This is a genomic window from Enterobacter sp. AC1 (genome assembly GCF_050434705.1).
GTDB lineage: Bacteria > Pseudomonadota > Gammaproteobacteria > Enterobacterales > Enterobacteriaceae > Enterobacter > Enterobacter cloacae_L.
On sequence record NZ_JBNDIZ010000004.1, the window covers coordinates 223318 to 249367 of the forward strand.

Consider the following 26050-nt stretch of genomic DNA (forward strand, 5'->3'; position numbering starts at 1 on the left):
AATATGAAAAGAAAAATTATTCCTGTGCTTATCGGTTGTGCGCTCTCTTTCTCTGGCCTGGCGGCACAGCCCACGGCTGAACGCTATGTCGTCAGCTTCCCCGAAGGGTCACACGTGAGCTACAGCGGCGCATTTGCCGATGCGTTCCCGCATGGACTCCCTGTCGGCATTGGCTCTGGCCTGCTGTTTACGGGCAAGCAGGGCGATGCCCTGACCTTTGCCACCGTGACCGATCGCGGTCCGAACGCGGATGCGCCAAAAAGCGGGAAAAACGAAGCCAAAATTTTTGTTACGCCGGATTTCGCGCCGCTGCTGATGACCATTCGCGTCCAGAACGGCAAGGCAGAGGCAACGGATGCCCGCCCGCTGCATGACGATAAAGGCGAGATCAACGGTCTGCCGCTGCAAAGCGGCGTGATTGGCTCCACCAATGAAGTGGCATTCAGCGACACGTTAAAGACGCTGAAGGGGGACAACCGCGGGCTGGACACGGAAGGCATCACGCCGGACGGCAAGGGCGGATACTGGCTGTGCGACGAGTATGGCCCGTTCCTGATTAACGTCGACAGCAAAGGGAAAATCCTGGCTATCCACGGGCCGCAGGCGGCAGAAGGGGAGAAATCCATCGCGGGTGGTCTGCCAAACATCATCAAATGGCGCCAGGCGAACCGGGGCTTTGAAGGCCTGACCCATATGCCGGACGGGCGTATTATCGCCGCCGTACAAAGTACGCTGGATATCGACGGCAAGAGCAAAAAACAGGCGCTGTTTACGCGTCTGGTGAGCTTCGACCCGGCGACCGGGAAAACCGCGATGTACGGTTACCCCATCGACAGCGCGGCCTACGACAAAAATAGCGACGCCAAAATCGGCGACATCGTGGCGCTTGATGATCAGCACATCCTGCTGATTGAGCAGGGAAGCGATAAAAACGACGGAATGCGTAATCTGATTTACAAGGTGGATCTCAGCAAGGCGAGCGACCTGACCGCCTTCGACAAGCCGGGCGAGTACCCGGAGTTTGATGATGAGAAAACCCTGGCGCAGCGCGGTATTACCCTTGCGTCTAAAACTCAGGTTGTCGATTTGCGCGCCCTTGGCTGGCAGCAGGAGAAGGCCGAAGGGCTGGCGCTGATCGACAGCAAAACGCTTGCGGTGGCGAACGATAACGACTTTGGCGTGAAGGTGGCGATGCAAAATCCGGTCGAGGGCAAAAAGCTCAAGGATTACCGGGTGAACGCGGAAGGCAAGCTGACGCTGGATGATAAACCGGTTGAAACCACCCTCAGCGTGAAGCCGCTGAAGAAGCCGGAGTCAGACAGCGAGCTGTGGATTGTGACGCTGGCGGAGGCGGTGAAATAATACCAGGGCTTACCCCTCACCCTAGCCCTCTCCCCATAGGGGAGAGGGGATGTTCGGTGCGGTTATTTCTTCAGCCCTGCAAACGCCGCCCGAATCTCCTCTTCCGGCAGCTGGATGCCAATAAACACCATCACGCTGTGCGGCGGTTCATCGCCCCACGGCCTGTCCCAGTCGGCGCTGTACAGGCGCTGTACGCCCTGGAACAGCAGGCGGTTCGGCTCGCCGTCAATCCACAGCATCCCCTTGTAGCGCAGCAGCTTGTCGGCAAACGACAGCAGCAGGTTTTCCATTACGCGGGACACGTCGCTGATGTCCACCGGGTAGTCCAGCTCCACCACAATCGACGCCACGTCGTTTTGCTTATCGCCCATAAAGTGGAAGCGCGGCTTCGCGGTGACGTTCTCTTCCAGCATAAAGCCGTTGGTGTTGAACAGCTGAGACAGATCGATATCGCCGTGCGTCACCGTGTAAACCGGCGCGCGGGAGTTGATGCGCGCCAGGCGTTCGCGCAGCTTAACGCTTTCGCCCGCCACGTCGGTTTTGGTCAGCAGGATGCGGTCAGCGTAGCCCACCTGAGACTGGGCGATGGTGAACTGGTTCATCTGGTCATCGGCGTGGACCGCATCGACCAGGGCAATGACGCCGTCCAGCAGATAGCGCTGGCAAAGAATCTCGTGCGAGAAAAAGGTCTGAATAATCGGCCCCGGGTCGGCCATGCCGGTGCACTCGATCACCAGACGGTCGAAGTCGATGTCACCGCGATCGCGGCTGTCGAGCAGGTCCAGCAGGGCGTCTTCCAGCTCGTTAGAGCGGGTACAGCAGATGCAGCCGTTGGTCAGGGTTTTGATCTGGGTGGCGCGATCGCCGATCAGCTGGTCGTCAACGGAGACCTCGCCAAACTCGTTTTCAATGACGGCGATTTTGAAGCCGTGCTGCTCGTTCAGGATGTGGCGCAGCAGGGTGGTTTTACCGGCGCCGAGGAAACCGGTCAGCAGGGTAACGGCAATCGGGGTCATGGTCTCTCCTTTAGCAGCAGCGGACGCCGCCTTCTCCACTTCCGCCGTAGCGTGCTTCCTGCCGCTCGCGGAAGAATTCGGTGTAGGTCATGTACGGCTTATCCGGATGGTTGGTCTTCATATGTTCAACGTAGTTGTCATAGTCCGGAATGCCAATCAGCATTTTTGCCGCCTGACCGAGGTATTTTTTTGCTTCGCCTAAGTTACCAAACATTGTGGGTTCCAGACAGAAAAGCACCCCTCACCCCGGCCCTCTCCCCTTTGGGGAGAGGGTTAGGGTGAGGGGATGTTTGCGGATTAATGGTGCGAAGAGGTCTTCACGCCGCCTTCCGGCACCGGCACGTACGGGGTTTCTTTATCCGTACGACCGTCGGCGTTACGCACCTTCAGCCAGGTTTTGATGCCGTAGAAGATGATGCTGTACACCACCACCAGGAACAGAATGCTCAGACCCGCGTTGGTGTAGTTGTTCACCACGATATGGTTCATGTTGGCAATCTGCTGCGCGGTCAGATCCGCGCCGCCTGCGGCAATCTTCTCTTTGTACTGGTTAGCCATGAAGAAGAAGCCTTCCAGCTGCGGGTTGGCGCTGAACAGCTTCAGGCCAAGCGCCCAGGTGGTGCAGAGCAGCAGCCACAGCGCGGGCACCACGGTGACCCAGATGTATTTGGTGCGTTTCATCTTCACGAGGACCACGGTACCCAGCACCAGAGCAACGGCTGCGAGCATCTGGTTAGAGATACCGAACAGCGGCCACAGGCTCTTCACGCCGCCGAGCGGGTCGACAACGCCCTGATACAGCAGGTAGCCCCACAGGCCTACGCAGCCCGCGGTACCGAGAATACCGGCGACCAGAGAGTCGGTTTTCTTCAGGAACGGCACGAAGTTACCGAGCAGGTCCTGCAGCATGAAGCGGCCCGCACGGGTACCCGCATCCAGCGCGGTGAGGATGAACAGCGCTTCGAACAGAATACCGAAGTGGTACCAGAAGCCCATGTCCGCCCACGGCAGCACTTTGTGGAACACGTGTGCGATACCCACGGCCAGCGTCGGTGCGCCACCGGCGCGGTTTAGCACGGACGGTTCGCCAATGTCTTTCGCGGTTTGCATAATCTGCTCAGGCGAAATCACGAAGCCCCAGGAGCTGACGGTCGCCGCAGCGTGTGCGCTCGCGTCTTTCAGCTGCGCCATAATCAGCGCCGCGTTGTCACCGCCCATCTCGTGCAGGTTTGGCATGGTAATGCCGAGGCCAGCAGGCGGGGTGTTCATCGCGAAGTAGAGACCCGGTTCGATGATGGACGCAGCAACCAGCGCCATGATCGCCACGAAGGACTCCATCAGCATGGCACCGTAGCCGATCAGACGCGCGTCTTTCTCGTTCGCCAGCAGCTTAGGCGTGGTACCGGAGGCAATCAGGGCGTGGAAGCCGGAGACCGCACCGCAGGCGATGGTGATGAACAGGAACGGGAACAGGGCGCCTTTCCACAGCGGGCCGGTACCGTCGATGTACTGGGTCACTGCCGGCATTTTCAGGTCCGGGTTGATCACCAGGATGCCGATCGCCAGACCGACGATCACGCCGATTTTGAGGAAGGTCGCCAGGTAGTCACGCGGCGCCAGAATCAGCCAGACCGGCAGCAGCGCGGAGATAAACGCGTAACCGATCAGCGCGAAGGTGATGGTGGTGTCCTTGAAGGTCAGCGCCGGTCCCCAGTACGGGTCGTGCGCAATCACGCCACCGAAGTAGATGGAGGCGACCAGCAGCACGATACCAATCACCGACACTTCACCCACGCGTCCCGGACGCAGGAATCGCATGTAGATCCCCATGAACAGCGCGATTGGTACGGTAGAGCAGACGGTGAAGACGCCCCACGGGCTTTCGGCCAGCGCTTTCACCACGATCAGCGCCAGCACCGCGAGGATGATGATCATAATCAGGAAGCAGCCGAACAGGGCGATAGTCCCCGGCACGCGGCCCATCTCTTCTTTGACCATCTCACCCAGAGACGCGCCGTTACGGCGAGAAGAGATAAACAGCACCATAAAGTCCTGCACCGCACCCGCCAGCACTACGCCAGCGAGCAGCCACAGGGTACCCGGAAGGTAGCCCATCTGCGCGGCCAGCACCGGGCCGACCAGCGGGCCTGCGCCGGCGATAGCGGCAAAGTGGTGACCAAACAGCACGTAGCGGTTGGTGGGCACGTAGTTCAGGCCGTCATTGTTAATGACCGCCGGCGTGGCGCGCGTCGGGTCGAGCTTCATGACCTTCTGCGCGATGTACAGGCTGTAGTAGCGATAAGCCACAAGATAGACGGAAACGGACGCGACCACGATCCACAGGGCGCTTACGTGTTCGCCCCGGCGTAATGCGACAACCGCCAGACAAAAAGCGCCGAGGATCCCGAGTAAGGCCCAGGGCACGTGCTTCAGTAGTTTTTTAGTATCCATAGTAAGACCTGGTTTTTTATGTAAAGAAAAAAGGGTCAGGGTTCGTTGTGAGGAGGTATTGATTAATGCTGGAGCGATCGTGCCAGATCCACGCGCGTGTAAAGGACGGTAAATGAATGAGTGGTTGAAAGTACCGGGTGAGCGGTCAAAGGGGGCGACGAGCGGTTTCGGCTCGCCGCCGGTGGGCGAAATTATGTGATTGAGATCACTTGATTATTCGGATTACGTTCCACGGCCAGATAGCCCTCCAGCGTTCTGATGAGCTTCTCCTTTAGCCAGCTCGGCTCCAGAATCTGGATATTGGGCAGCCAGTAGAACAGCAGCGGCAGGATCTGGTTCTCGTGTGCCGCCTGGCAGCGCAGCGTGACGCCGTCCTGCTGCTCCTCCAGCAGTTCCTGTTCCGGCAGAAGATCGCGGCGCAGAAAGTAATGTGAAATATTATCCTTGATGAATATTTTCACCGCGAAAGTATTTTCTGATACCCAGGGGTCGAGGCTTTTTTCCAGCAGCTCAAGGACATTTTCTTCCGGGATGAATGTCGTTTTCTGAATATCAAACCAGCTAATCTGGCTCAGCGAGAAGGATTTCAGGCGGCTATTTTCGGTGGCTTGTAAATACCATATATTTTTTTTGTTAATGAGTTTATAGGGATTAATCAGCCGGGTTTTACCCTTATAAACTATCTGGCAAACATTATGGTTTTTAATCGATTTCTCGATTTTCGTTAAATGACGGCGAATATCGCGCTGTACCGTGTGTTCGGCTTCATTCGCAAGAATAAGAATATGGTTTTCGTCAACGCGCGCTTCCAGCTTTTGCCAGAATTCCGTATTTCTGTCAGGAAAAAAACTGTCGGCATTCAGGAAGTTAGCAAGGGTGTGATGTAAGCCTTGCCCGCCGGGCGATTGTGCAGAATGGATCAGCCGATATAGCCCGTTACCGGTATGTTCAACAATGGGAGAGAGGGCATTTAAATCCCGATAAACGGTACGCTCGGTAATTTTAAATTTTTCCATTAGCGCACTGCGGTTGACCACACCGTTTAAATGTAGCTCAAGGAGAATATCGACCATACGTTCAGCCGAGCGGCTCCGCGTCGTTTTAGCCATAAGGTCATCCTGTATATTTAGGTATGCGCTGAATGATGCGGGTGCACTGACGTGCGGTGTCAGTATTCAGGCACAGAAAATTTCTCTTATGGGTATATAACGGCGTGATTTAGCGGAAACCTTAGGAGTTTTTGCAGAAAGCGGCGCTGGCCGGGAAAAAGGCCAGCGCGAGGGGGGAATTATACGGCGACTTCCGTCTCCAGCATGACCGGGTGGAAACGGCGTTTGAAGTAGATCAGGCCGTGTCCCGCATCACTCAGGATGATGTTCTTAACTTCAACGAGATAAACAAGATGCGTGCCGATGGTTTGCACCTGGCTAATCTCGCCTTCAAGGCTGGCCAGCGCCCCTTTGAGCACCGGCTGCGCCAGCGGGCCTTTCTGCCAGCAGGAGAGGGCAAAGCGATCCTCCATCGCCATGCCGGTCATCCCGGCGAAGTGGCGAGCCATGATCTCCTGCTCGTGGTTCAGCACGTTAACGCACAGCCTGCCGTTGCCCTGGAATACCGGGTTCATGGCGCTGTTGGCATTGATGCACACCATGACCGACGGCGGGGTGTCCGTGACCGAACAGACGGCGGTGGCGGTAATGCCGCAGCGGCCCGCCTCGCCCTCGGTAGTGACTACATTGACCGCGGCCGACAGGCTGGCCATGGCGTCGCGAAAACGCAGGCGTTGTTCTGATTGCATGAAAACCTCCCGCTGCATTATTTCAGCAGCTTATCCAGCATGTTGATATCGCTGTTGTTGTGCAGGTGCGGCACCGTCCAGCCGTGTTGGTCGTATTCGGACATGCAGCGGTCGACCATCGCCATCATCTTGTCCATGTTGCCGGAGCTCTGCGCCTGGCGCAGACACTGCAGGCGAATTTCATCCTGGCTGCCGGAGTAGTTGATCTCATACAGCTCGTGACGGCCGCCAAACTCGCTGCCGATGGCATCCCACATCAGCTTCAAAATCTTGATGCGTTCGACGTGATCCATGCCGTTGGAGCCGCGCACGTATTTCGCCAGATACTGGTCGATCTGCGGGTTGTTCAAATCCCGGGCGCTGGACGGGAGGTAGATCAGACCGGACGTCACGTTACGCTCGATGATGTTCTTGATCTTCGCGTAGGCCATCGGCGCCATCACGCGGTAGGTTTGCAGCGCGGCGTGATCCGGAAGGTAAGCGCCGTTCACCCACGGGGTGGCTTCAGAATACATGGAGTCGCTCAGTGCCCAGAACATGTTGCGCCAGGCCACCACTTCGCCGAGATCCGCCTGCACGCCGCGGAACTCCAGGGTACCGGTGCACTCGAGCGATTTCTTCAGCAGGGCGGTGATGAAGTCGAGCTTCACCGCCAGGCGCACGCAGGCCTGCAGCGGGTACATTCGCGCAAAGCCGCCCTCCATCGTCCAGCGACGGCAGCGGTCGAAATCGCGGTAAATCAGCACGTTTTCCCACGGGATCAGCACGTGATCCATCACCAGGATCGCATCGTTCTCGTCAAATCGGCTGGAGAGCGGGTAGTCGTACGGGGAGCCGGTTGCGCCTGCCACCATTTCGTAAGAGGCGCGGGAGATCAGCTTCACGCCTTCGGCGTCCATCGGCGCGACGAACATTAGCGCGAAGTCCGGGTTTTCGCCCATCACCTGCGCGGAGCCGAAGCCGATCATGTTGTAGTGGGTCAGCGCCGAGTTGGTGGCCACCACTTTCGCCCCGCTGACGATGATCCCGGCGTCGGTCTCTTTCTCCAGCTTGATGTAGACGTCCTTCACCTCGTCCGCCGGCTTGTGGCGGTCGATCGGCGGGTTCACGATGGCGTGGTTGAAGTACAGGCCGGTTTCCTGAATGCGGGTGTACCAGTTACGGGCGTTCTGCTCGAACTGGCCGTAGAAGGCCGGGTTAGCGCCGAGCGCGCAGCCGAACGCGGCTTTGTAGTCCGGCGTGCGGCCCATCCAGCCGTAGCTCAGGCGTGACCACTCGGCGATGGCGTCGCGCTGCTGGCGCAGGTCGTCGGCGCTTTTCGCCACGCGGAAGAACTTATGCGTATAACCGCCGCTGCCGGTGTCGGTGCCCCAGCACAGCGTGTCCTGCATGTCCGGCTTGTGCAGCGCGTCGTACATCTGCGCGATGGAGGCCGCCGCGTTGCGAAACGCCGGATGGGTGGTGACATCTTTGACGCGTTCGCCGTAGATGTAAATCTCACGACCGTCCTGCAGGCTTTTTAAATACTCTTCGCCGGTTAACGGACGTTTGGCATCTGCGCGGAAATCTTCTGGCTTCATAGGGACCTCGTATCGGAATTGTATTGTTAAATTTATGTTTTGTTTTTGTTGTTTAATTGAAGCCTGAGAAGGGTGGGACGTGAAGGGACGTTTGGGACAACGGCGGGTACTTTTCGGGTGGTGAGGGGATTTGTGATCGTTGTCCCCTCACCCTAACCCTCTCCCCAAAGGGGAGAGGGAACAATTACACCCTCTCCCCTATGGGGAGAGGGCCGGGGTGAGGGGAGACCGGTACTTTCTGCGCCCGGTACGCGCTCGGCGAGCACCCCACTAAGCGGTTAAAAAACCGGGCAAAGTAAGCCGGATCCTTAAACCCCAGCTGCCAGGCAATCTCGCTGACCGCGCTGTCGGAAAAGAGCAGCAGCCGCCTCGCTTCACGTAGCTGCCGGTCGAAGATCAGCCGCTTTGGCGGTCGGTTGGCGAAGCGGCGGCAGATATCGGTCAGGCGGGATTCGGTCAGGTGCAGCTCGCTGGCGTATTCCGGCACCGTCCAGTGCTGGTGGTAGTGCGCGTCAATCAGCTGGGTAAAGCGCTGGAACAGCTTCAGCTCGCCGCGCATTCCGCCTGAAGCGTGGTCGTCGAGCTTTGCGTTGCGCAGTAGCAGGGTAAAGACCGCCTGCGCCAGCAGGACCAGGGTATGCTCGCGCCCCGGCAGTTGTTCCGTGGATTCCCGGGCAATGAGCTGCCAGTAGTGCTTCAGGGCCGCCAGCTCGTCCGGCCTGTCGGCCAGCGAGAGACAGATCCCCGGCAGGCCAAACGCTTCCCGCGTGCCGGGGTAAAGCACCTCCAGCAGAGGCCAGATCAGATCCTCGCGCACCGTCAGCACGTGCCCGTCGCTGTCGGATTCGGTGATAAACGCGTGCGGCACCGACGGCGGCGTCAGGACGAACAGCGGGGCCTGCACCGAGTAGCGGTGATCGTCGAGCTGGAGCTCAATCTGCCCGGTATCGAGAAAGTGCATCTGAAAGTACTGGTCGTGACGATGCGCCTGCATGTCGCGGCCAAAAAAGGCCGCCATGCGGGCGAACGACTGGTAGTGCACATCGTCGGTGCCCAGGCTTTCGTCGTACTCCTTGCTGATATCAATGTTGGCGATGGGGCTCTGGCACACGATCGTTCCTCTGTTGATCCCGCTGCGTCATCGGAATGCGCGTCAGCACCAGCGCGCCGACCACCAGCAGCCCGGCCACGAACCACAGCCCGGAGCTGAAGCTGCCGGTGGCGTCGCGCAGGATCCCAATCAGCAATGGGCTGACGGCAGAACCCACGTTGCCAATGGCGTTGATCACCGCCAGCGCCACGGCGCGGGACTGCAGGCTAATCACCCGATCCGGCGTGGTCCAGAATATCGCCATGGCGGTAAAGGATCCGGTTGAGGCCATAATGATGCCAAGCAGCTGGATCAGGCTGTGATCGGTGGCCGAGGCCAGCATCCATCCCGCCGCGGCGAACAGGTACGGCAGGATGGTGTGCTTTTTTCGCTCTTTCAGCCTGTCGGAGCGGCGGCTCCACCAGATCATCCCGAGGATGGTACAAAACTGCGGGATCGCCGCCAGCAGGCCGATAACGATATTGCTGCTCCCCGTGTTGAAGCTTTGCAGGATCTGCGGCGTCCAGATGTTGATTGCGCTGAGCGTGTTAGTCAGGCAGAAGTAGGCCAGCGTGTAGAGCAGCACCGCTGGGGTCAGCACTTCGCGCAGCGTCGAGCGCGGCGTGACGGATTGGGCAATGGCGACCTCCTGCTCGCGGGCGATCATGGTTTTCAGCGCCTGCTTTTCGTCATCGTCCAGCCAGGTGGCCTGATCCGGCGTGTCGTTGAGGTAAAACCAGGTCACCACGCCGAGCACCACCGACGGTAGCCCCTCCAGCAGGAACAGCCACTGCCAGCCCTTCAGGTTCCACAGCCCGTCCATCGCCAGAATATAGCCGGAGAGGATCGAGCCGAGCATCATGGTCACCGGCATGGCGATCATAAACAGCGCATTGGCGCGGGCGCGGTGATAGGCCGGGAACCACCAGGTGAGATAGACCAGGATCCCCGGCAGGAAGCCCGCTTCGGCAATGCCTACCAGCATGCGCAGGACGTAGAGCGTTTCAGGGCTGGTGGCGAACATGGTGCAGGTGGAGGCGATGCCCCACACCACCATGATCCCGGCGATCCAGCGCCGCGCGCCGATTTTCGCCAGCATGATGTTGCTCGGGATGCCGCACAGCACGTAGGTGACGTAAAACAGCGTCGCGGCCAGGCCAAACATGGTCGACGTAAGGCCCAGATCTTTACCCATCGTCAGCCCGGCAAAGCCGATATTGATGCGATCGAGAAACGAAAAGACAAACAGGATAAAGAGAAAGACGATCAGGCGACGGAACAGCTTGCTAATGGCGCGATGTTCAACAGCTTTATTATCATGGGTTTGCAGGGTAGAGGTCGTCATGGTGCGCTCCAGATCTTACGTTAGTAGACGGATTTATTGTTATTAACTGACGTAACCGGTTGTTCGATAAAGCGTGCCGCCAGCGCTTCCGCGCCGCGGGCGAGCAGGGTAGTGTCGACGCCGACGGCGACAAACAGCGCGCCGAGTTCAAGGTAGCGTTTTGCCAGCTGCTCGTTCGCCATCAGGATGCCGGGCGCTTTACCGGCGGCGCGTATCTGCGCGATCGCCTGCTCAATGGCGGCCTGCACCTCCGGGTGCTGCGGATTGCCGGCAAAGCCCATGTCGGCGCTCAGATCCGCCGGGCCGATAAACACGCCGTCGACGCCGTCCACGTCCAGGATCTGCGGCAGATTTTTCAGCGCCTCGCGGGTTTCGATCTGCACCAGCACGCACATGGCGTCGTTAGCCTGCTGGAGGTAATCCGGAATGCGGTTCCAACGCGAGGCGCGCGCCAGGGCGCTGCCGACGCCGCGGATGCCCGCGGGCGGGTAGCGGGTGGAACGTACCGCCAGACGGGCTTCTTCGGCGTTTTGCACCATCGGCACCAGCAGGGTTTGTGCCCCCACGTCCAGCAGCTGTTTGATTTGTACCGGGTCGTTCCACGACGGGCGGACCACCGGCTGGCTGGGATAGGGCGCGATGGCCTGTAATTGAGTTAACACGGTCTGCACGCTGTTCGGCGCGTGCTCGCCGTCGATCAGCAGCCAGTCGAAACCTGCCCCTGCCAGCAGCTCGGCGCTGTAGCTGCTGGTCAGCCCCAGCCATAAACCGATTTGCGGACGGCCTGCCTGCAGCGCTGCTTTAAATGCGTTTTGCATCGTTCTCTCCTAAACAAAGCGGCAGCTGATGGAGCCCATATTGCCGTAGTCCACGTGGAAGGTGTCGCCTCTGCTGGCGGGCACCGGGCGGGTAAAGGAGCCGCCGAGGATGATCTGGCCGGGCTCAAGCTGCACGTCGTAAGAGGCCAGCTTGTTGGCCAGCCACGCCACGCCGTTGGCCGGGTGGTTGAGCACCCCTGCGGCTACGCCGGTCTCTTCGATCACGCCGTTGCGGTAGAGCAGGGCGGAGATCCAGCGCAGATCCAGCGCGTCGGGCTTAATCGGACGGCCGCCGAGGATCACCCCCGCGTTAGCGGCGTTATCGGAGATGGTGTCGAAGACCTTGCGCGGGCGCTGGGTCTCCGGGTCAACGTTGTGGCAGCGGGCGTCGATCAGCTCCAGCGCGGGGATGACGTAGTCCGTAGCGTTGTAGACGTCGAAGATCGTGCAGTTCGGGCCGCGCAGCGGCTTCGCCAGCACGAAGGCCAGCTCCACTTCGATGCGCGGGACGATAAAGCGATCCACGGGGATGTCGCTGCCGTCGTGGAAGAACATGTCGTCCAGCAGCGCGCCGTAGTCCGGCTCGCTGATCTGCGAGCTGGCCTGCATCGCCTTAGAAGTGAGGCCGATCTTGTGGCCCTTCAGCACGCGGCCTTCGGCGATCTTCAGGCTGACCCATTCGCGCTGGACGGCGTAGGCGTCTTCAATCGTGATCTCCGGGTATTCCAGCGAGATCGCGCGAATCTGCTCCCGGGATTGTTCCGCCTGATGCAGGCGGTGGGCGATCAGGGTATGGGTATGTTTGTCGAGCATGGCGATATCCTGTTTTATGTTTTTTCTCCCTCTCCCACGGGGAGAGGGACGGGGTGAGGGCATCAGGCCGCAGAGGTATCCCCTCACCCTAGCCCTCTCCCAAAGGGAGAGGGGACGGTATTACTTAAACAACGCGTGCACGTTGTTTTGTTTGTAATTGAGCGTCGGGTGCAGCTCGTCGAGCTCGAACGACAGCGCCAGATAGCGGGCGGCCATCAGCTCCGCGAAGTGCGTTTTGATCAGCCCAAACAGCATCTCCCCCACGGCTTCCCGGCTCTCCAGGCTGCGCCCGGCACCAATCTTCAGCGTCATATGCACAAAGGCGTAATCGTGCCTGCCGTCGGCCATCTGCCAGGTGTCCAGCCAGTGGGCGCGGCTGCGGATACCGCCGAGGGGGAAGATGCCCGTGGCGGCGAGCGCCTCGTTCACTTTGGCGAACAGCCCCGGCAGGTCGGCCTGCTGGCGGATGTTGTCGGTACATTCAGCAATAAAATGCGGCATGGTGGCTCCTTATGCGGGCAGGGGGAAAACGGCGTTGACCTGGCCGGTGCCGGAGCTGGCGAACAGCTCGGTGAGAAACTCCACCTTGCCATCGTATTTGTCCCAGCCGAGCATGCCCAGCAACATCACCGTGTCGTGCATGTTGCCCTCGCCGTAGCAGTAGTCGGCGTACTCCGGCAGCATGCTGCAAAACTCCTTAAACTGACCCTCGCGCCACAGCTTCACCACGCGCTCGTCCATCTGGCGGTCGAACTCGCGGGTATAGCTGTTCATCCCTTCTTCCGCGCGCTGGTCGTCGATAAAGCGGTGCGACAGCGAGCCGCTGGCGAGCACCGCCACGGTGCCGTCGTATTTTTCGATGGCGCTGACGATGGCTTCGCCCAGCCTGCGGCTGTCGGCGAAGTCGTGAACCGTGCAGAACGCCGAGATGGATATCACTTTGAAGTGCTTATCCGCGTTCATGTAGCGCATCGGCACCAGCGTGCCGTACTCCAGCTTGAGGCTCGGGATGTTGTGCGCTTTGGCACGCACGCCGAGCTTCACCGCTTCGTCGGCGATAAGCTGGCCGAGTGCCGGGTTGCCGTCGTAGTCGTAGGTCATGTCGCGGATAAAATGCGGCAGCTCGTTACTGGTGTAGACGCCTGAAAAATGGTCCGCACAGTTGATGTGGTAGGCGCTATTCACCAGCCAGTGGGTATCGAACACGATGATGGTGTCCACGCCCAGCTCGCGGCAGCGCTTGCTGATTTCTTTATGCCCGTCGATGGCCGACTGGCGGCAGCCGTGGTTTTTCCCCGGCAGTTCGGAGAGGTACATCGATGGTACGTGGGTGATTTTTGCCGCTAATGCTAATTTACCCATGGTCAGATCCCCCATTTTGGAATCGGATGGTCGCCCATGGAGATGCAGACGTTCTTCATCTCCGCGAACACCTCGAAGCTGTACTCGCCGCCCTCGCGCCCGGTGCCGGAGGCCTTCACACCGCCAAACGGCTGGCGCAGGTCGCGCACGTTCTGGGTGTTGACGAACACCATGCCGGCTTCGATGCTGCGCGCCAGGCGCAGCACCTTGCTGACGTCCTGGGTCCAGATGTATGACGCCAGGCCGTACTCCACGTCGTTGGCCAGGCGCAGGCCTTCCGCTTCGTCCTTAAACGGCAGCAGGCAGGCCACCGGCCCGAAGATCTCCTCCTGCGCCACGCGCATGCGGTTATCGACGTCCGCCAGCACGGTGGGTCGCAGGAAATTGCCGCCCTTCAGGTGCGCAGGCAGGTCGGTCGGTTTGTCCGGGCCGCCCGCCAGCAGGGTTGCGCCTTCCTCGATGCCGAGGCGGATGTAGCCGGAGACCTTCTCCCAGTGCTGCTTGCTGATGAGCGCGCCAATCTGGGTATTCGGATCGTTTGGATCCCCAACGCGCAGGCGGTTGGCGCGCTCGGCAAAGCGCTTCACGAATTCCGGGTAGATGCTCTGCTGGATAAAGATGCGCGAGCCCGCGGTGCAGCGCTCACCGTTGATCGAGAAGATGGTGAACAGGGCGGCGTCCAGCGCGCGCTCGATGTCGGCATCTTCAAAAATCAGCACCGGAGATTTGCCGCCCAGCTCCATGGAGTATTTCTTCAGCCCGGCATTTTTCATGATGTTGCGCCCGGTGGCGGTGCCGCCGGTGAAGGAGACGGCGCGCACGTCGTGATGGCGCACCAGCGCATCGCCCGCCGTCGCGCCGTAGCCCTGCACCACGTTCAGCACGCCCGCCGGAATGCCCGCCTCCAGCGCCAGCTCGCCCAGGCGGTCGGCGGTCAGCGGGGAGAGTTCAGACATCTTCAGCACCGCGGTATTGCCTAAGGCCAGGCAGGGCGCGACCTTCCAGGTGGCGGTCATAAACGGCACGTTCCACGGCGACACCAGCGCGCAGACGCCCACCGGCTGCACCAGGGTGTAGTTCAGCATCTTGTCGTCAACCGGGTAGGTTTTGCCGTTCATCTGCTGGCACACCTCGGCGAAGAACTCGAAGTTGTGCGAGGCGCGCGGAATGAGCACGTTTTTGGTCTGGTGGATCGGCAGGCCGGTGTCGGCAGTTTCCATGGCGGCGATCTCCGGGACGTTCTGGTCGATCAGATCCCCCAGGCGACGCATCAGGCGCGCGCGCTCCTTCATCGGCAGGTTAGCCCATTTCGGGAAGGCCTCTTTGGCGGCCGCCACGGCCTGATGAACCTCGGCTTCACCGCCAGAGGCGACTTCTGCTAATACCTCGCCGGAGGCCGGGTTGGTGGTGTGGAAGTAGTCGCTTCCCGCGACGTTCTTACCGTTGATCCAGTGGTTAATTTTTTTCATTTTGCAGTCTCCTCGCTGACAATTCGGTTCACCAGGCGGCCCACGCCTTCCACTTCTACGACCACTTCGTCGCCCGGCACCACGTCGGACAGCCCCTTCGGCGTGCCGGTGGCAATCATGTCGCCCGGCTGCAGGGTCATAAAATCGCTCAGGTACGCAATCAGGAACGGGATGCTGAAGATGAGATCCGCCGTAGTCCCTTCCTGGCGCAGCTCGCCGTTCACGAAGGTGCGCAGAGCTAAGTTATGCGGGTCGGGAATGGCCGCTTTCGGCACGATATTGGGGGAAATGGGCGTCAGCCCGTCGCGGCTTTTCACCCGCAGGTTCGGGCGGTAGTAGTTTTCCAGGTAGTCGCGGATGGCGTAGTCGTTGCAGACCGTGTAGCCCGCAACATAGTCCATCGCGTCGGCTTCACTGACCTTGCGCGCGGTCTTCCCGATGACCACCACCAGCTCCGCCTCGTAGTGCATGTACTCAACGTTGTTCGGGCGCACCGAGGTCTGCTTGTCGCCGTTGAAGGTGTTTGGCGCTTTGATAAACACCAGCGGCTCGGTTGGCGGCTTGAAGTCCAGCTCGCTGGCGTGATCGGCGTAGTTCAGGCCGAGGGCAAACAGCGTGGGGTGCGGATGCGCGCCGTGAGCGGTGGCCACGTCGCGTTCGTCCACCACCGGGTTTTCCAGCGGCGGAAAACCTTCCGCCAGAACGCGCACGCGGTCGCCCGGCTGCAGCGGCACGCGAGCGTGCGGGGTGCCAAGCAGGATCGCATCGCCAGGATTCAGGGTGGCAAACTCGCTCAGGGCGCTCAGCAGCTCGGCGGCGCTGCGCTGCAGTTCGGCGGTTTTCCAGTGGTCCGCTTCGCGACCATTGATCTCGGTGATGATGGTCAGGTTATCCACGTTATCAACGGCGACAAGTTCGCCGAGCGGGCAAAACCCGTCCCGGCACTTGGCCTTGATGGCCGGGCGGTAGAAGCTCTCTTCCGGCAGGCTCACCTCGTTGGCCAGCGCGTATCCCGCGATGTACGCCGCGGCATCCTCCACGCGCACCCGGCTGGCGGTTTTGCCCACGACCAGCGCCACCGTCGCGCCGCTTAGCACCGTTTCCCCCTGCGGGAACGGAATCGGCTCGCCCGCGCGGATCACCGTGTTATGCGGCTTGATGAACCATACCGCCGTTTTCGGCGGGGTGTTGTAGGGGGCTTTTTCGAACGCCTCACGCCAGGCTTCACGCTGGCTTTGATGATTCAGCGCCACGGCAAAAACAGTACCTTTCATTCACATACTCCTCATCCCGGCGGTCCGGGTTGCGATTTCATTAATATGTTAATGATCTGGTTTTATGCTTTTGCTGTTTATTTCGCAATCAGAAGTGAAGAATTTGTGATATGAATAACAATAAATTTACATAATGGTTTTTATTGATTGATAAATCATGGTGTTAATAAAAATGACGGGTTTCTGTTAGACTTTATGGCAGAAAAGCTGTTGTTTATAAAAACATCTTTTAGTGATTGTTTACCTGTTAATGACTGGCTGGGAGAGGCTATGCATGACTCATTAACCATCGCGCTGTTGCAGGCGCGGGAAGCGGCGATGTCGTACTTCCGACCGATTGTGAAGCGACATAACCTGACCGAGCAGCAGTGGCGGATTGTGCGCGTGCTGGCTGAGCATCCGTCGATGGATTTTCACGATCTGGCGTTTCGCACCTGTATTTTGCGCCCGAGCCTGACGGGCATTCTGACGCGGATGGAGCGCGATGGCCTGGTGCTGCGCCTGAAGCCCATGAACGACCAGCGCAAGCTGTACGTCTCGCTGACCAAAGAGGGCAACGCGCTGTACGAGCACGCCCAGGCGCAGGTGGAAGAGGCGTATCAGCAGATTGAGGCGGAATTTACGCCGGAGAAGATGAAGCAGCTGACCGCGCTGCTGGAAGAGTTTATTACCCTCGGCAACCGCCATGTCGCCGGGCGCGGGGAAGAGGAGTGACTCACTCCTCCGGTTTTGCCAGATGGACCAGCGTGTCGAGACGCGCGGGGGAGAGCGGCTCGCGCGGCTGCGGCAGCGGCCAGCCGTACAGCCAGCGCGCGCTGGTGGCGCAGATTTTTCCCTGACAGGCGCCCATTCCGCAGCGTGAGGCCAGCTTCGCCGCTTGCCAGCCTTCGGCGTGTTGCACATCGCCGCAGCGCACGTCCTCGCAGCGGCACAGCAGCGTGTCTGGCGTAACCGCCTCTTTAAGCGTCTCAGGCAGCGCGAACGTGTCGTGCAGCGCCCGGGCAAAACGCTGCCAGCGCGTGCGGTCTGAGAGGGCTTTTTCTGCCTTTTCGGGGTTATCCGCCGCGATATAACCGGCGATTTCCCCCTCTGCCAGCGCCAGTTCGCTGCCGCCAAAGCCGGTGCATTCTCCGGCGGCGTAGATATCCTTCACGCTGGTGCGTTGCTCTGCGTCGACCCAAATGGCCTGATTTTCCGTTTTGCAGCCAAAGAGCGCGCCAGGCTCCAGGTTCGGCACCAGCCCGTAGCCGATCGCCAGCCTGTCGCAGCCAATCTCCCGGGTGTTTCCCCTGCGGCGAACGGTGACGGACTGGAGCTGTGATTCCCCCCCGGCGCGAATAACCTGGCTTGCCGGGTGGTAACGGGCCGGGAACAGCCCGCCGAGCTGGAGCAGTTTTTCTGGCCAGCGCCAGAGCCCGGCTGCGAACTGAACCAGCGCGCCCAGCGGCGCCTGTTCAACGATGGCCACGATATTTCCGCCTGCGCGTTTCACCGTACCGGCGACCGCCAGCAGCAGCGGCCCGCTGCCCGCAATGACCACGCGTTCTCCCCTGAGCTGCAGGCCGTGCTTAATCTGGGCCTGCAGGCCTCCGGCCCCCGTCACGCCGGGGAGCGTCCAGCCGGGAAACGGCAGAGAGAGCTCCCGCGCGCCGCAGCATAAAATGAGCCGCTGCCAGCGGATCTGGCCGCAGCCGTCGGCGGTTTCAAAAATAATCGCATGGCGTTCATGGCGGGCAATCAGTCGGGCACCGCTAAGCAGCGTAATGCGCGGCTGTTCCGCGACCGCCTGACGCAGGCGTAAGGCGCGCTGAGGCAGCGAAACCTGCGGGCCGTCGCGCCAGATTTGCCCGCCGGGGTGCGGATTGTCGTCGAGGACTATCACTGATTTTCCGCAGCGAGCGGCGGCCAGCGCCGCCGATAGCCCCGCGGGCCCTGCGCCGAGGATCGCAATTTCACAGTCAAACGTTCGCATGCTGGCTCCTTTCAATCACCATATCGGGCTGACATTCCGTCTGGCAGGCCAGCATCCGGCGTCCGTTTACCGTGACGCGACACTCCTGGCAGACGCCCATTCCGCAGAAGGGGGCGCGCCGCTCGCCGCTGACCGAGCTGCGGGTCACGCCATTGCCCGCCAGCGCCAGCGCCGCCGCAACGCTGATGCCTGCAGGCACGTCGCAGGGTTCACCGTCGATAACGATGTTAAGCGTCGTCATGCAATGGCCTCCTGCCTGTACAGCCGGGCGGGAAGCCAGGCATCCGGCGCAACGGGCGGGTTTTCGCCCAGGATCTGGGCGCAGAGCAGTTCGGCGGTGGCGGGGGCGGTGGTGACGCCCAGCCCTTCATGCCCGATCGCCAGCCAGATACCCTGGCGCGTGGGGTGTGGGCCGATGAGCGGGTTACCGTCTGCCGACGCGGCGCGAAAACCGCTCCAGCAGCGGATGATATTCAGGCTCTCCAGCGAGGGTAAAAAATGACGCGCCCGCGCCAGCATGCTGGCCAGAAGGGGGAAATCAATCTCGCGGTCGGTGTTGTCGAACTGGCGGGAAGAGCCAATCAGCAGCTGTCCGGTGGGGCGCGGCTGGATATTAAACGCAACCGAGGTACCGCCCGCATGCGCGCTGGCGCCGTATCCCAGCTCCACGAGCTGATGGCTGAGCAGCGGGCCGTAGCGATCGGCGATCGCCAGCTGGCCTTTTTTTGCCCGTAGCCATTTCTCGCCAAGAAGCGCGTTGGCGCCCAGGCCGCAGGCAATGACGATTGCGCTCGCGCGCAGGCGTTTTCCGCTTCGCAGCGTGACAAAAGGGGCCTCGACGGAGACGGCGCTATCCCGCAGAGGCGTTATGTCGGCATCGTCAATAAGCCAGCGGGCGACGTTCGGGGCGTAGACAATGCCGTCTCCGGGTACCCACAGCCCGCCGGCGAGCCGGGAGGTCAGCAGGGGCTCCCGGGCGGCAAGCTGGCTGCGGGTCTGCATTTCGCTGGTGACCTGGTATTGCGCCATCCGCTGCTTTTTTTCCTCTGCCAGCGCCAGCTCCTGCGGCGTTTCTGCCAGCCACAGCGTGCCGCAACCGCGCCAGGCGCAGCTTTCCGGCATCCGGGGCGTCAGCGTCCGCCAGCGCGACAGCGACCAGGCGGAAAGGGCGAGCTCCGCGGGATCGTCATCCATACACACCAGATGGCCCATCCCCGCAGCCGTGGCTCCTGCACTGCCGTCGTCAATCAGCGTGACCCGCTGCCCGCGCTTTGCGAGCTGCCAGGCGCAGGCCGCACCGACGATCCCGGCACCGATGACAATGACGTCGCTTTCGGTCACAGCGCAATCCCCCAGCGGAACGGATCGTCGGGATTAAGGATCAGCCGGTTATCGCCGCAGATCCAGGCTTCACCGCGGATCGTCGGGACTATCCGGTCGCCGTGCGCCACGAAACTGGCCGTAAATTCGCTGCCGATAATGCTCGCCTGGCGCCAGGTTTCCCCCGCCACGAGCTTGCCGTCCCCGGCCAGGCAGGCCAGCTTGGCGCTGGTGCCGGTGCCGCAGGGCGAGCGATCCCAGGCTTTTCCCGGGCAAAGGACAAAGCTGCGGCTGTCCGCACGGTCATCGTCAGCGAACAGTTCGATATGATCGATAATGCCGTCATGTTCACCGCGAATGCCGGCACGTTCTAACCCTTCCCGGATAGCCCAGGCATACGCCGTCAGGTCGGGGATAGCTGCAGGCGTGACGGCAAAGGGATGATCGTTGACGAGGAAAAACCAGTTGCCGCCCCAGGCGATGTCGCCGGTTACCGGGCCGTGAGTGGTTTCAACCCGCACCTGCTTGCGCCAGCGGTAAGCCGGAACGTTTTCTACCGAAACGCTGCCGTCGTCGTGCAGCGTAGCGGTCACGTCGCCCACCGGCGTTTCAATCATGTGTTTGCCGGGCTGAATGCGTCCCAGCCAGGCCAGCGAGGCGATGAGCCCGATGGTGCCATGTCCGCACATGTTCAGAAAACCGCTGTTATTGAAGAAGATAACCCCCGCGGTGGCCTGCGGTGAAACCGGCTCGCAGAGCAGGGCCCCGACCAGCACGTCGTTACCGCGCGGCTCAAGAATAATGGCTTTGCGCCAGTCGTCGTAGTTGCGGGCGAAGCGCGTCCGGCGCTCGGCCATGCTGCCTGTTCCCAGATCCGGAAAGCCGTCGATAACCAGGCGGGTGGGTTCGCCGCCGGTGTGGGAGTCAATTACTCTCAGTTCACTGTGCTGCGCTGTCATAGGATCTCCGGAAAGTTAACATCTTGTTGCCAGATGCTGGCGCATACCCGGCGTTCCCGCTTGATCGCTTTCATCACCAGAAATGACGAAATCGGCACAGTGGTTGGTTTTATTCTTAAGCAAAATTCATATTTATTTCTTATTAATCATTCTCTTGTTGCTGTGGTAAACCACATCAGGCAACTGCGCCAGTGGATGAAACGGGGGAAATCATAAACCTGTGGCAGGATCGCAAAACGCGGTAAGGGCACTTGATGAGTTAATAAAAAGTTAATAAAGATCCAGCTCACCTATCGGGAGGAAGCATGATGTCCTGTGTGATTGATGACGGGCTGGCTCCATCGCCGGCGCTGGAAGTGGCTGAGCTCAGCCAGATCTGTGAAGGGCTGGCGCGCCAGCGTCCGGACAATATTCAGACGTTGCTGCACGCGATGGGCCTGATTGCGCCGCTGCTCAACGCCATTCCTGACGTGGTCTTTTTTGTCAAAGACGTGCAGGCCCGGTATCTGATGGTTAACATGACGCTGGCGCGTCGCTGCGGGTTTAAGACCGTTGTTTCTCTGCTGGGGAAAACCTCTGCCGACGTGTTCCCGTCCGCGCTGGGGAAAGGCTATACCGAGCAGGATATGCGGGTGTTGCGTGAGGGCGTGACGCTGCGCGACCAGCTGGAGATGCATCTTTACAACGGTCGCGAGCGCGGCTGGTGTTTGACCCAGAAGCTGGCGCTGCGGGATGCGCAGGGTCAGGTGATCGGCATGGCGGGAATTTCACACGACCTGCAGGAAGCGCAGGCGCGTCACCCGGCCTGGCAGCGGCTGGCGATCGTCGACGAGCATATCCGCAAACATTATCACCGGCCGATCGCGATGGAGGAACTTACCGCCCTGAGCGGGATGTCGGTGGCGCAAATCGAACGCTACTGTAAGCGTATTTTTCATCTCACCCCGCGTCAGATGATACACAAAGTCCGGCTGGAAAAAGCCACCGAGCTGCTGGCGGGTGATACGCCGATTACCGATATTGCCCTGCAGTGCGGCTATACCGATCACAGCGCCTTTAGCCGCCAGTTCAAGGCCCTGACCGGCTCTACGCCGCGTGATTTTCGCCTCACGCTGGCCGGGTAAGCCCAGCGCATTGTGCTAATTTCGTCATCAAAGGGGAGGAAAACCACCAAGCCGTCGGCCGCCTGAAACGTCAATCTGTCAGTGAATATTCACCATTCATTCACTTTGACTTAACAAATTGACGACAAGGAACCGAACATGAGCAAGAAAGCCATTCACTGGAGCGGTGTATTCCCGGCAGTCAGCACCCAGTTTCGCAGCGATTACTCCGTCGATCTGGATGCCACCCATGCGGTGATGAAAAACCTGGTTAAGGATGGTGTTTCCGGCCTGGTGGTGTGCGGCAGCGTGGGGGAAAACACCTCTCTGACCACTCAGGAAAAGCTGCAGATTATCGAAGTGGCGAAAGACGCGGCGGGCGGTCAGATCCCGGTTATCGCCGGCGTTGCTGAATTTACCACCGCGTTTGCGCAGAAGATGGCGAAAGAGGCCGAGCGCGTGGGGGTCGACGGCATTATGGTGATGCCGGCGCTGGTTTACTCTTCAAAGCCGCACGAGACGGCGGCGCACTTCCGCAGCGTGGCCACCGCCACCGACCTGCCGATCATGGTGTACAACAACCCACCCATCTACAAAAACGACGTGACGCCGGACATCCTGGCGACGCTTACGGACTGCGACAACATCGTCTGCTTCAAGGACTCTTCCGGCGACACCCGCCGTTTTATCGACCTGCGTAACGCCGTTGGCGACCGCTTTGTGCTGTTTGCCGGGCTGGATGACGTGGTGGTCGAGAGCATCGCCGTTGGGGCGGAAGGCTGGATCTCCGGGATGTCGAACGCCTTCCCGCGTGAAGGGGAGACGCTGTTCCGCCTGGCGAAACAGCAGCGCTATGAAGAGGCGATGGCGCTTTACCGCTGGTTTATGCCGCTGCTGCATCTGGATGCGCGCCCGGATCTGGTGCAGTGCATCAAACTCTGCGAAGAGCTGCTGGGACGCGGCAGCGCCGTCACCCGACCGCCGCGCCTGGCGCTGGAAGGGGAAACCCGTGCGGAAGTGGTGGCGATTGTTGAGAAGGCGCTGGCGACCCGTCCGCAACTGCCCGACGTTGGCCTTTAAGCGCAGGAGTGACGATGACTTTATCTCTCACTGTTTCAGGCCAGCAGTTCATCGCCGGACGCCGCGTCGCAAGCGGTGAGGCGACGCTACCGAGCCTGCGTGCCGCTGACAACCAGCCGACCGGATACCGTTTTTACCCGGCCTCCCGCGAAGAGGCCGCGGCGGCGGCGGTGGCGGCCGAGCAGGCATTTCCGCTCTATTCACAGACGTCGCCCGAGGTTCGCGCCCGCTTTCTCGATACCCTTGCCGACGAGCTGGATTTACTCGGCGAGGACTTTTTCGCGATAGCCCACCAGGAGACGGCCCTGCCGCTTCCGCGGCTGCAGGGAGAGCGCGCCCGAACGAGCCATCAGCTGCGCATGTTTGCCGGCCTGCTGCGCCGGGGCGATGCTTTCGGCGTGCGTATTGATACCGCGATCCCCGCGCGTCAGCCGCTGCCGCGCCCGGATCTGCGTCAGTATTTGACCGCCCTGGGGCCGGTGGCGATATTCGGCGCCAGCAATTTCCCCCTGGCCTTTTCTACGGCAGGCGGGGACACGGCCTCCGCGCTGGCGGCGGGCTGCCCGGTGGTGGTGAAAGCGCATCCGGGCCACATGGCGACGGCAGAGTTAACCGCCCGGGCGATAGCGCGTGCGGTGGAGAAATCTGCGCTGCCTGCGGGCGTGTTTAACATGATTTTCGGTACCGATATTGGCGCCGAGCTGGTGCGCCACCCGGCGATTCAGGCGGTCGGGTTTACCGGCTCGCTGCGCGGCGGTAAGGCGCTCTGGCAAATTGCGCAGCAGCGTCCACGGCCGATCCCGGTCTTTGCGGAAATGTCGGCCATTAATCCGCTGATTATTCTGCCCCAGGCGTTAGCCTCCCGGGCGGAGACGCTGGCGAAGGAGCTGGTGGCCTCCTTCACCCTCGGCTGCGGGCAGTTTTGCACCAAGCCGGGGCTGATTCTGGCGCTGCGAGGGGAAGGCTTTTCCCGCTTCACTCAGGCGCTGAAGGATGCGGTGAACCCGGCGCCGGCGCAGACAATGCTCAATGCCCCGACCCTTGCTCACTACGAAGAGGGCGTGCGCGCGCTTGAGGCGCATCCGGATATTCAGCGGCTGGCAGGGGCTGATGAGTTTATCAGCGGACGCGCGCAGGCTCGCCTCTATCAGGCCCCGGCTTCGCTGCTGCTGGCGCAGGATCCGCTGTTGCAGCACGAGGTGTTTGGCCCCCTGGCGGTGCTGGTGGAGGTGGCTGACGAGGCCGAGCTGCAGTCCATCCTGCGCGCCCTTCAGGGCCAGCTAACGGCCACGGTTCACGCTGAGTCGGATGACGGGCCGCTGGCGCAGCGCCTGCTGCCTGCGCTCAGTGAAAAGGCGGGACGCGTGTTGTTCAACGGTTATCCGACCGGCGTAGAAGTGTGCGACGCCATGGTGCACGGTGGTCCGTGGCCTGCCACCACCGATGCACGCGGCACCTCGGTCGGAACCCAATCCATCGAACGTTTCTTACGCCCGGTGTGCCTGCAAAACGTGCCTGCCGCACTGCTGCCGCCTGCTGTCCAGGACGCTAACCCTCTGAACCTGCTTCGCCTGATTAACGGGCAGTGGACCCGGGAAGCCGTTTCCCCCTCTGTTGACTGAAGGGCATGACCATGACGATTCACTCTACGCATCACACATCGTCCCGCGTTGTTGAGTCGGGGAAATTTAAAAAGCAGCTGACGCTAACCGACCTGACGTTTATTGGTCTCGGGGCCATCTTTGGTTCCGGCTGGCTGTTTGCCGCCAGCCATGTGGCGTCCATTGCCGGGCCGGCAGGCATTGCCTCCTGGGTCATCGGCGGCATTGCCGTTCTGCTTCTGGGGATTGTCTATTGCGAACTGGGGGCGGCGCTGCCCCGCGCCGGGGGGATTATCCGCTATCCGGTCTTCTCCCACGGCGAGCTGATGGGGTATTTGCTGGGGTTTATTACGCTGATTGCGTTTTCCAGCCTGATCTCCATCGAAATAGTTGCCGCGCGCCAGTATGCGGCAGCATGGTTCCCGATGCTGACTCAGCCCGGCTCAAGCGCCCCGACGCTGCTGGGGTGGGTGGTGCAGTTTTTGCTGCTCTGTTTCTTCTTTGGTCTGAATTACTACAGCGTGAAGACCTTCGCCCGCTCCAACAACATCATCAGTATTCTGAAGTTTTTGGTGCCGCTGGCGGTCGTCGTGACCCTGTTTACCTTTTTTAAACCGGAAAACCTGCACGTTCAGGGATTCGCGCCGTTTGGCATGTCGGGCGTTGAGGCCGCGATCAGCGCGGGCGGGATCATCTTTGCCTACCTGGGGCTGACGCCGATTATCTCGGTGGCGAGTGAAGTACAGAATCCGCAGCGGACGATTCCGGTGGCGCTGATTTTATCGGTGGTGCTGTCGACCATTATCTATGTGCTGCTGCAGCTGGCGTTTCTCGGCAGTATTCCGACCGGGATGTTGGGGGGCGGCTGGGCGGAAATCAGCAAGCAATTCTCGCTGCCGTATCGCGATATCGCCATTACGCTCGGCATGGGCTGGCTGGCGTTTATGGTAGTGTGCGACGCGATCGTCTCCCCCAGCGGCACCGGCAATATTTATATGAACGCGACGCCGCGCGTGATTTACGGCTGGGCGAAGGCGGGGACCTTCTTTAAGGCCTTTACACACATTGATAAAGCGTCCGGCATTCCGCGCCCTGCGCTGTGGCTGACCTTCGCCTTATCTATCTTCTGGACGCTGCCGTTCCCCTCCTGGGAGCAGCTGATTAGCGTGGTGTCCGCGGCGCTGGTTCTGAGCTATGCCATCGCCCCGGTCACGGCGGCAGGGCTGCGCCGTAATGCGCCGGATCTGCCGCGCCCGTTCCGCGTGCGTGCCTTCGGAATCATTGGCCCGGTGTCGTTTGTGATTTCCGCGCTGATTGTGTTCTGGTCCGGCTGGGGGACGCTGTCATGGCTGCTGGGGCTGCAAATTGTGATGTTTGTGGTCTACGTGCTGTGCAGATCAAAAGTGCCGGTGCACGCCGTGAGTCTGGCGCAGCAGGTGAAATCCTCCCTGTGGCTCATCGCCTTCTACGCGCTGATTATGCTTTTCTCCTGGCTTGGCAGCTTTGGGGGAAAGGGGACGATCGGCCACCCGTGGGATACGGTTGTGGTAGCGGTAATGTCGCTGGGCATTTATTACTGGGGCGAGCGAACCTGCCTGCCGCAGGCTAACTTTACCGGAGACGAAGAAGAGTAGAGG

The 26050-nt window shown here is 60.6% G+C and carries 24 protein-coding genes; 6 read left to right on the forward strand and 18 right to left on the reverse strand.

What is annotated here, in order from left to right; translation table 11 throughout:
* Positions 1 to 3: 3 nt before the first annotated feature.
* A complete protein-coding gene (locus tag M2433_RS14245) occupies positions 4 to 1362 on the forward strand; it encodes an esterase-like activity of phytase family protein (RefSeq protein ID WP_429054929.1) in 1359 nt (452 codons plus the stop codon).
* A 62-nt stretch (positions 1363 to 1424) separates the two neighbouring features.
* Here M2433_RS14245 and yjiA read toward each other — a convergent pair whose 3' ends face one another.
* The 14 genes from yjiA to hpaG all read right to left on the reverse strand — a co-directional run bounded on the left by yjiA (position 1425) and on the right by hpaG (position 16378).
* Positions 1425 to 2378 (reverse strand): GTPase, encoded by a 954-nt coding sequence (yjiA, locus tag M2433_RS14250; protein ID WP_429054930.1) that lies wholly within the window; start codon positions 2376 to 2378, stop codon positions 1425 to 1427.
* Positions 2379 to 2388: 10 nt separating this feature from the next.
* Entirely contained in the window at positions 2389 to 2592 is a 204-nt protein-coding gene (locus tag M2433_RS14255; protein WP_003856610.1) for a YbdD/YjiX family protein, read from the reverse strand.
* A gap of 83 nt (positions 2593 to 2675) precedes the next feature.
* Positions 2676 to 4829: a carbon starvation CstA family protein gene (locus M2433_RS14260; RefSeq protein ID WP_047346241.1), complete on the reverse strand. Its 2154-nt coding sequence runs from the start codon at positions 4827 to 4829 to the stop codon at positions 2676 to 2678.
* A gap of 191 nt (positions 4830 to 5020) precedes the next feature.
* Entirely contained in the window at positions 5021 to 5938 is a 918-nt protein-coding gene (locus tag M2433_RS14265) for a helix-turn-helix transcriptional regulator (RefSeq protein ID WP_429054934.1), read from the reverse strand.
* Between the two features lie 179 nt (positions 5939 to 6117).
* Positions 6118 to 6627: a 4-hydroxyphenylacetate 3-monooxygenase reductase subunit gene (locus M2433_RS14270; protein ID WP_047346440.1), complete on the reverse strand. Its 510-nt coding sequence runs from the start codon at positions 6625 to 6627 to the stop codon at positions 6118 to 6120.
* Between the two features lie 17 nt (positions 6628 to 6644).
* Positions 6645 to 8207 carry a 4-hydroxyphenylacetate 3-monooxygenase, oxygenase component gene (hpaB, locus tag M2433_RS14275; RefSeq protein WP_429054935.1) on the reverse strand — a complete coding sequence of 521 codons (1563 nt, stop codon included), beginning with the start codon at positions 8205 to 8207 and terminating at the stop codon, positions 6645 to 6647.
* 184 nt (positions 8208 to 8391) lie between these two features.
* Positions 8392 to 9318, reverse strand: coding sequence for a 4-hydroxyphenylacetate catabolism regulatory protein HpaA (gene hpaA, locus M2433_RS14280; RefSeq protein WP_429054937.1), 927 nt, complete (start codon positions 9316 to 9318; stop codon positions 8392 to 8394).
* Positions 9290 to 10642, reverse strand: a complete 1353-nt coding sequence (gene hpaX, locus M2433_RS14285; protein WP_429054938.1) for a 4-hydroxyphenylacetate permease — start codon at positions 10640 to 10642, stop codon at positions 9290 to 9292. Before hpaX ends, hpaA begins: the two co-directional genes overlap by 29 nt.
* 20 nt (positions 10643 to 10662) lie before the next feature.
* Entirely contained in the window at positions 10663 to 11460 is a 798-nt protein-coding gene (hpaI, locus tag M2433_RS14290; protein ID WP_410975766.1) for a 4-hydroxy-2-oxoheptanedioate aldolase, read from the reverse strand.
* 9 nt (positions 11461 to 11469) lie between these two features.
* Entirely contained in the window at positions 11470 to 12273 is an 804-nt protein-coding gene (hpaH, locus tag M2433_RS14295) for a 2-oxo-hept-4-ene-1,7-dioate hydratase (protein ID WP_429054940.1), read from the reverse strand.
* A gap of 120 nt (positions 12274 to 12393) precedes the next feature.
* Positions 12394 to 12774 (reverse strand): 5-carboxymethyl-2-hydroxymuconate Delta-isomerase, encoded by a 381-nt coding sequence (locus tag M2433_RS14300; protein WP_429054942.1) that lies wholly within the window; start codon positions 12772 to 12774, stop codon positions 12394 to 12396.
* Positions 12775 to 12783: 9 nt separating this feature from the next.
* Entirely contained in the window at positions 12784 to 13635 is an 852-nt protein-coding gene (gene hpaD, locus M2433_RS14305) for a 3,4-dihydroxyphenylacetate 2,3-dioxygenase (RefSeq protein ID WP_032649922.1), read from the reverse strand.
* A 2-nt stretch (positions 13636 to 13637) separates the two neighbouring features.
* Positions 13638 to 15104: a 5-carboxymethyl-2-hydroxymuconate semialdehyde dehydrogenase gene (hpaE, locus tag M2433_RS14310; protein WP_429054944.1), complete on the reverse strand. Its 1467-nt coding sequence runs from the start codon at positions 15102 to 15104 to the stop codon at positions 13638 to 13640.
* Complete coding sequence (gene hpaG / locus M2433_RS14315) at positions 15101 to 16378, reverse strand: 4-hydroxyphenylacetate degradation bifunctional isomerase/decarboxylase (protein ID WP_429054945.1); 1278 nt, start codon at positions 16376 to 16378, stop codon at positions 15101 to 15103. Before hpaG ends, hpaE begins: the two co-directional genes overlap by 4 nt.
* 270 nt (positions 16379 to 16648) lie before the next feature.
* On the opposite strand from hpaG, the gene hpaR reads away from it, so the two are divergent.
* The gene (hpaR, locus tag M2433_RS14320; protein ID WP_429054946.1) at positions 16649 to 17092 is read left to right on the forward strand and encodes a homoprotocatechuate degradation operon regulator HpaR; all 444 of its coding nucleotides are present in this window, start codon (positions 16649 to 16651) and stop codon (positions 17090 to 17092) included.
* A 1-nt stretch (position 17093) separates the two neighbouring features.
* On the opposite strand, the gene M2433_RS14325 is transcribed toward hpaR, so the two are convergent.
* Genes M2433_RS14325 through M2433_RS14340 form a run of 4 tightly spaced genes read right to left on the reverse strand, consistent with a single transcriptional unit; the run spans position 17094 to position 20629 of the window.
* Entirely contained in the window at positions 17094 to 18350 is a 1257-nt protein-coding gene (locus M2433_RS14325) for an FAD-dependent oxidoreductase (protein ID WP_429054947.1), read from the reverse strand.
* Positions 18337 to 18591: a 2Fe-2S iron-sulfur cluster-binding protein gene (locus tag M2433_RS14330; RefSeq protein ID WP_429054948.1), complete on the reverse strand. Its 255-nt coding sequence runs from the start codon at positions 18589 to 18591 to the stop codon at positions 18337 to 18339. The genes M2433_RS14325 and M2433_RS14330 overlap by 14 nt, the downstream gene beginning before the upstream one ends.
* Positions 18588 to 19691 carry an NAD(P)/FAD-dependent oxidoreductase gene (locus tag M2433_RS14335; protein WP_429054950.1) on the reverse strand — a complete coding sequence of 368 codons (1104 nt, stop codon included), beginning with the start codon at positions 19689 to 19691 and terminating at the stop codon, positions 18588 to 18590. The genes M2433_RS14330 and M2433_RS14335 overlap by 4 nt, the downstream gene beginning before the upstream one ends.
* Positions 19688 to 20629 (reverse strand): 4-hydroxyproline epimerase, encoded by a 942-nt coding sequence (locus tag M2433_RS14340; RefSeq protein ID WP_429054951.1) that lies wholly within the window; start codon positions 20627 to 20629, stop codon positions 19688 to 19690. Before M2433_RS14340 ends, M2433_RS14335 begins: the two co-directional genes overlap by 4 nt.
* 308 nt (positions 20630 to 20937) lie before the next feature.
* Between M2433_RS14340 and M2433_RS14345 the strand changes: the two genes are divergently transcribed.
* From M2433_RS14345 to M2433_RS14360, 4 genes are all read left to right on the forward strand, one after another.
* On the forward strand, positions 20938 to 21753 hold the full coding sequence (locus tag M2433_RS14345; protein WP_047346256.1) for an AraC family transcriptional regulator: 816 nt from the start codon (positions 20938 to 20940) through the stop codon (positions 21751 to 21753).
* A 138-nt stretch (positions 21754 to 21891) separates the two neighbouring features.
* Positions 21892 to 22812 carry a dihydrodipicolinate synthase family protein gene (locus tag M2433_RS14350; protein ID WP_047346257.1) on the forward strand — a complete coding sequence of 307 codons (921 nt, stop codon included), beginning with the start codon at positions 21892 to 21894 and terminating at the stop codon, positions 22810 to 22812.
* 14 nt (positions 22813 to 22826) lie between these two features.
* Entirely contained in the window at positions 22827 to 24434 is a 1608-nt protein-coding gene (locus M2433_RS14355; RefSeq protein WP_429054952.1) for an aldehyde dehydrogenase (NADP(+)), read from the forward strand.
* A gap of 11 nt (positions 24435 to 24445) precedes the next feature.
* On the forward strand, positions 24446 to 26047 hold the full coding sequence (locus M2433_RS14360; RefSeq protein WP_429054954.1) for an APC family permease: 1602 nt from the start codon (positions 24446 to 24448) through the stop codon (positions 26045 to 26047).
* Positions 26048 to 26050 lie beyond the last annotated feature (3 nt).

Excerpts from the sequence above, each read along its gene's own strand:
- M2433_RS14245 (WP_429054929.1), top strand. The coding sequence starts at position 4 with ATGAAAAGAAAAATTATTCCTGTGCTTATCGGTTGTGCGCTCTCTTTC.
- yjiA (WP_429054930.1), bottom strand. The coding sequence starts at position 2,378 with ATGACCCCGATTGCCGTTACCCTGCTGACCGGTTTCCTCGGCGCCGGT.
- M2433_RS14255 (WP_003856610.1), bottom strand. The coding sequence starts at position 2,592 with ATGTTTGGTAACTTAGGCGAAGCAAAAAAATACCTCGGTCAGGCGGCA.
- M2433_RS14260 (WP_047346241.1), bottom strand. The coding sequence starts at position 4,829 with ATGGATACTAAAAAACTACTGAAGCACGTGCCCTGGGCCTTACTCGGG.
- M2433_RS14265 (WP_429054934.1), bottom strand. The coding sequence starts at position 5,938 with ATGGCTAAAACGACGCGGAGCCGCTCGGCTGAACGTATGGTCGATATT.
- M2433_RS14270 (WP_047346440.1), bottom strand. The coding sequence starts at position 6,627 with ATGCAATCAGAACAACGCCTGCGTTTTCGCGACGCCATGGCCAGCCTG.
- hpaB (WP_429054935.1), bottom strand. The coding sequence starts at position 8,207 with ATGAAGCCAGAAGATTTCCGCGCAGATGCCAAACGTCCGTTAACCGGC.
- hpaX (WP_429054938.1), bottom strand. The coding sequence starts at position 10,642 with ATGACGACCTCTACCCTGCAAACCCATGATAATAAAGCTGTTGAACAT.
- hpaI (WP_410975766.1), bottom strand. The coding sequence starts at position 11,460 with ATGCAAAACGCATTTAAAGCAGCGCTGCAGGCAGGCCGTCCGCAAATC.
- hpaH (WP_429054940.1), bottom strand. The coding sequence starts at position 12,273 with ATGCTCGACAAACATACCCATACCCTGATCGCCCACCGCCTGCATCAG.
- M2433_RS14300 (WP_429054942.1), bottom strand. The coding sequence starts at position 12,774 with ATGCCGCATTTTATTGCTGAATGTACCGACAACATCCGCCAGCAGGCC.
- hpaD (WP_032649922.1), bottom strand. The coding sequence starts at position 13,635 with ATGGGTAAATTAGCATTAGCGGCAAAAATCACCCACGTACCATCGATG.
- hpaE (WP_429054944.1), bottom strand. The coding sequence starts at position 15,104 with ATGAAAAAAATTAACCACTGGATCAACGGTAAGAACGTCGCGGGAAGC.
- hpaG (WP_429054945.1), bottom strand. The coding sequence starts at position 16,378 with ATGAAAGGTACTGTTTTTGCCGTGGCGCTGAATCATCAAAGCCAGCGT.
- hpaR (WP_429054946.1), top strand. The coding sequence starts at position 16,649 with ATGCATGACTCATTAACCATCGCGCTGTTGCAGGCGCGGGAAGCGGCG.
- M2433_RS14325 (WP_429054947.1), bottom strand. The coding sequence starts at position 18,350 with ATGCGAACGTTTGACTGTGAAATTGCGATCCTCGGCGCAGGGCCCGCG.
- M2433_RS14330 (WP_429054948.1), bottom strand. The coding sequence starts at position 18,591 with ATGACGACGCTTAACATCGTTATCGACGGTGAACCCTGCGACGTGCCT.
- M2433_RS14340 (WP_429054951.1), bottom strand. The coding sequence starts at position 20,629 with ATGACAGCGCAGCACAGTGAACTGAGAGTAATTGACTCCCACACCGGC.
- M2433_RS14345 (WP_047346256.1), top strand. The coding sequence starts at position 20,938 with ATGTCCTGTGTGATTGATGACGGGCTGGCTCCATCGCCGGCGCTGGAA.
- M2433_RS14350 (WP_047346257.1), top strand. The coding sequence starts at position 21,892 with ATGAGCAAGAAAGCCATTCACTGGAGCGGTGTATTCCCGGCAGTCAGC.
- M2433_RS14355 (WP_429054952.1), top strand. The coding sequence starts at position 22,827 with ATGACTTTATCTCTCACTGTTTCAGGCCAGCAGTTCATCGCCGGACGC.
- M2433_RS14360 (WP_429054954.1), top strand. The coding sequence starts at position 24,446 with ATGACGATTCACTCTACGCATCACACATCGTCCCGCGTTGTTGAGTCG.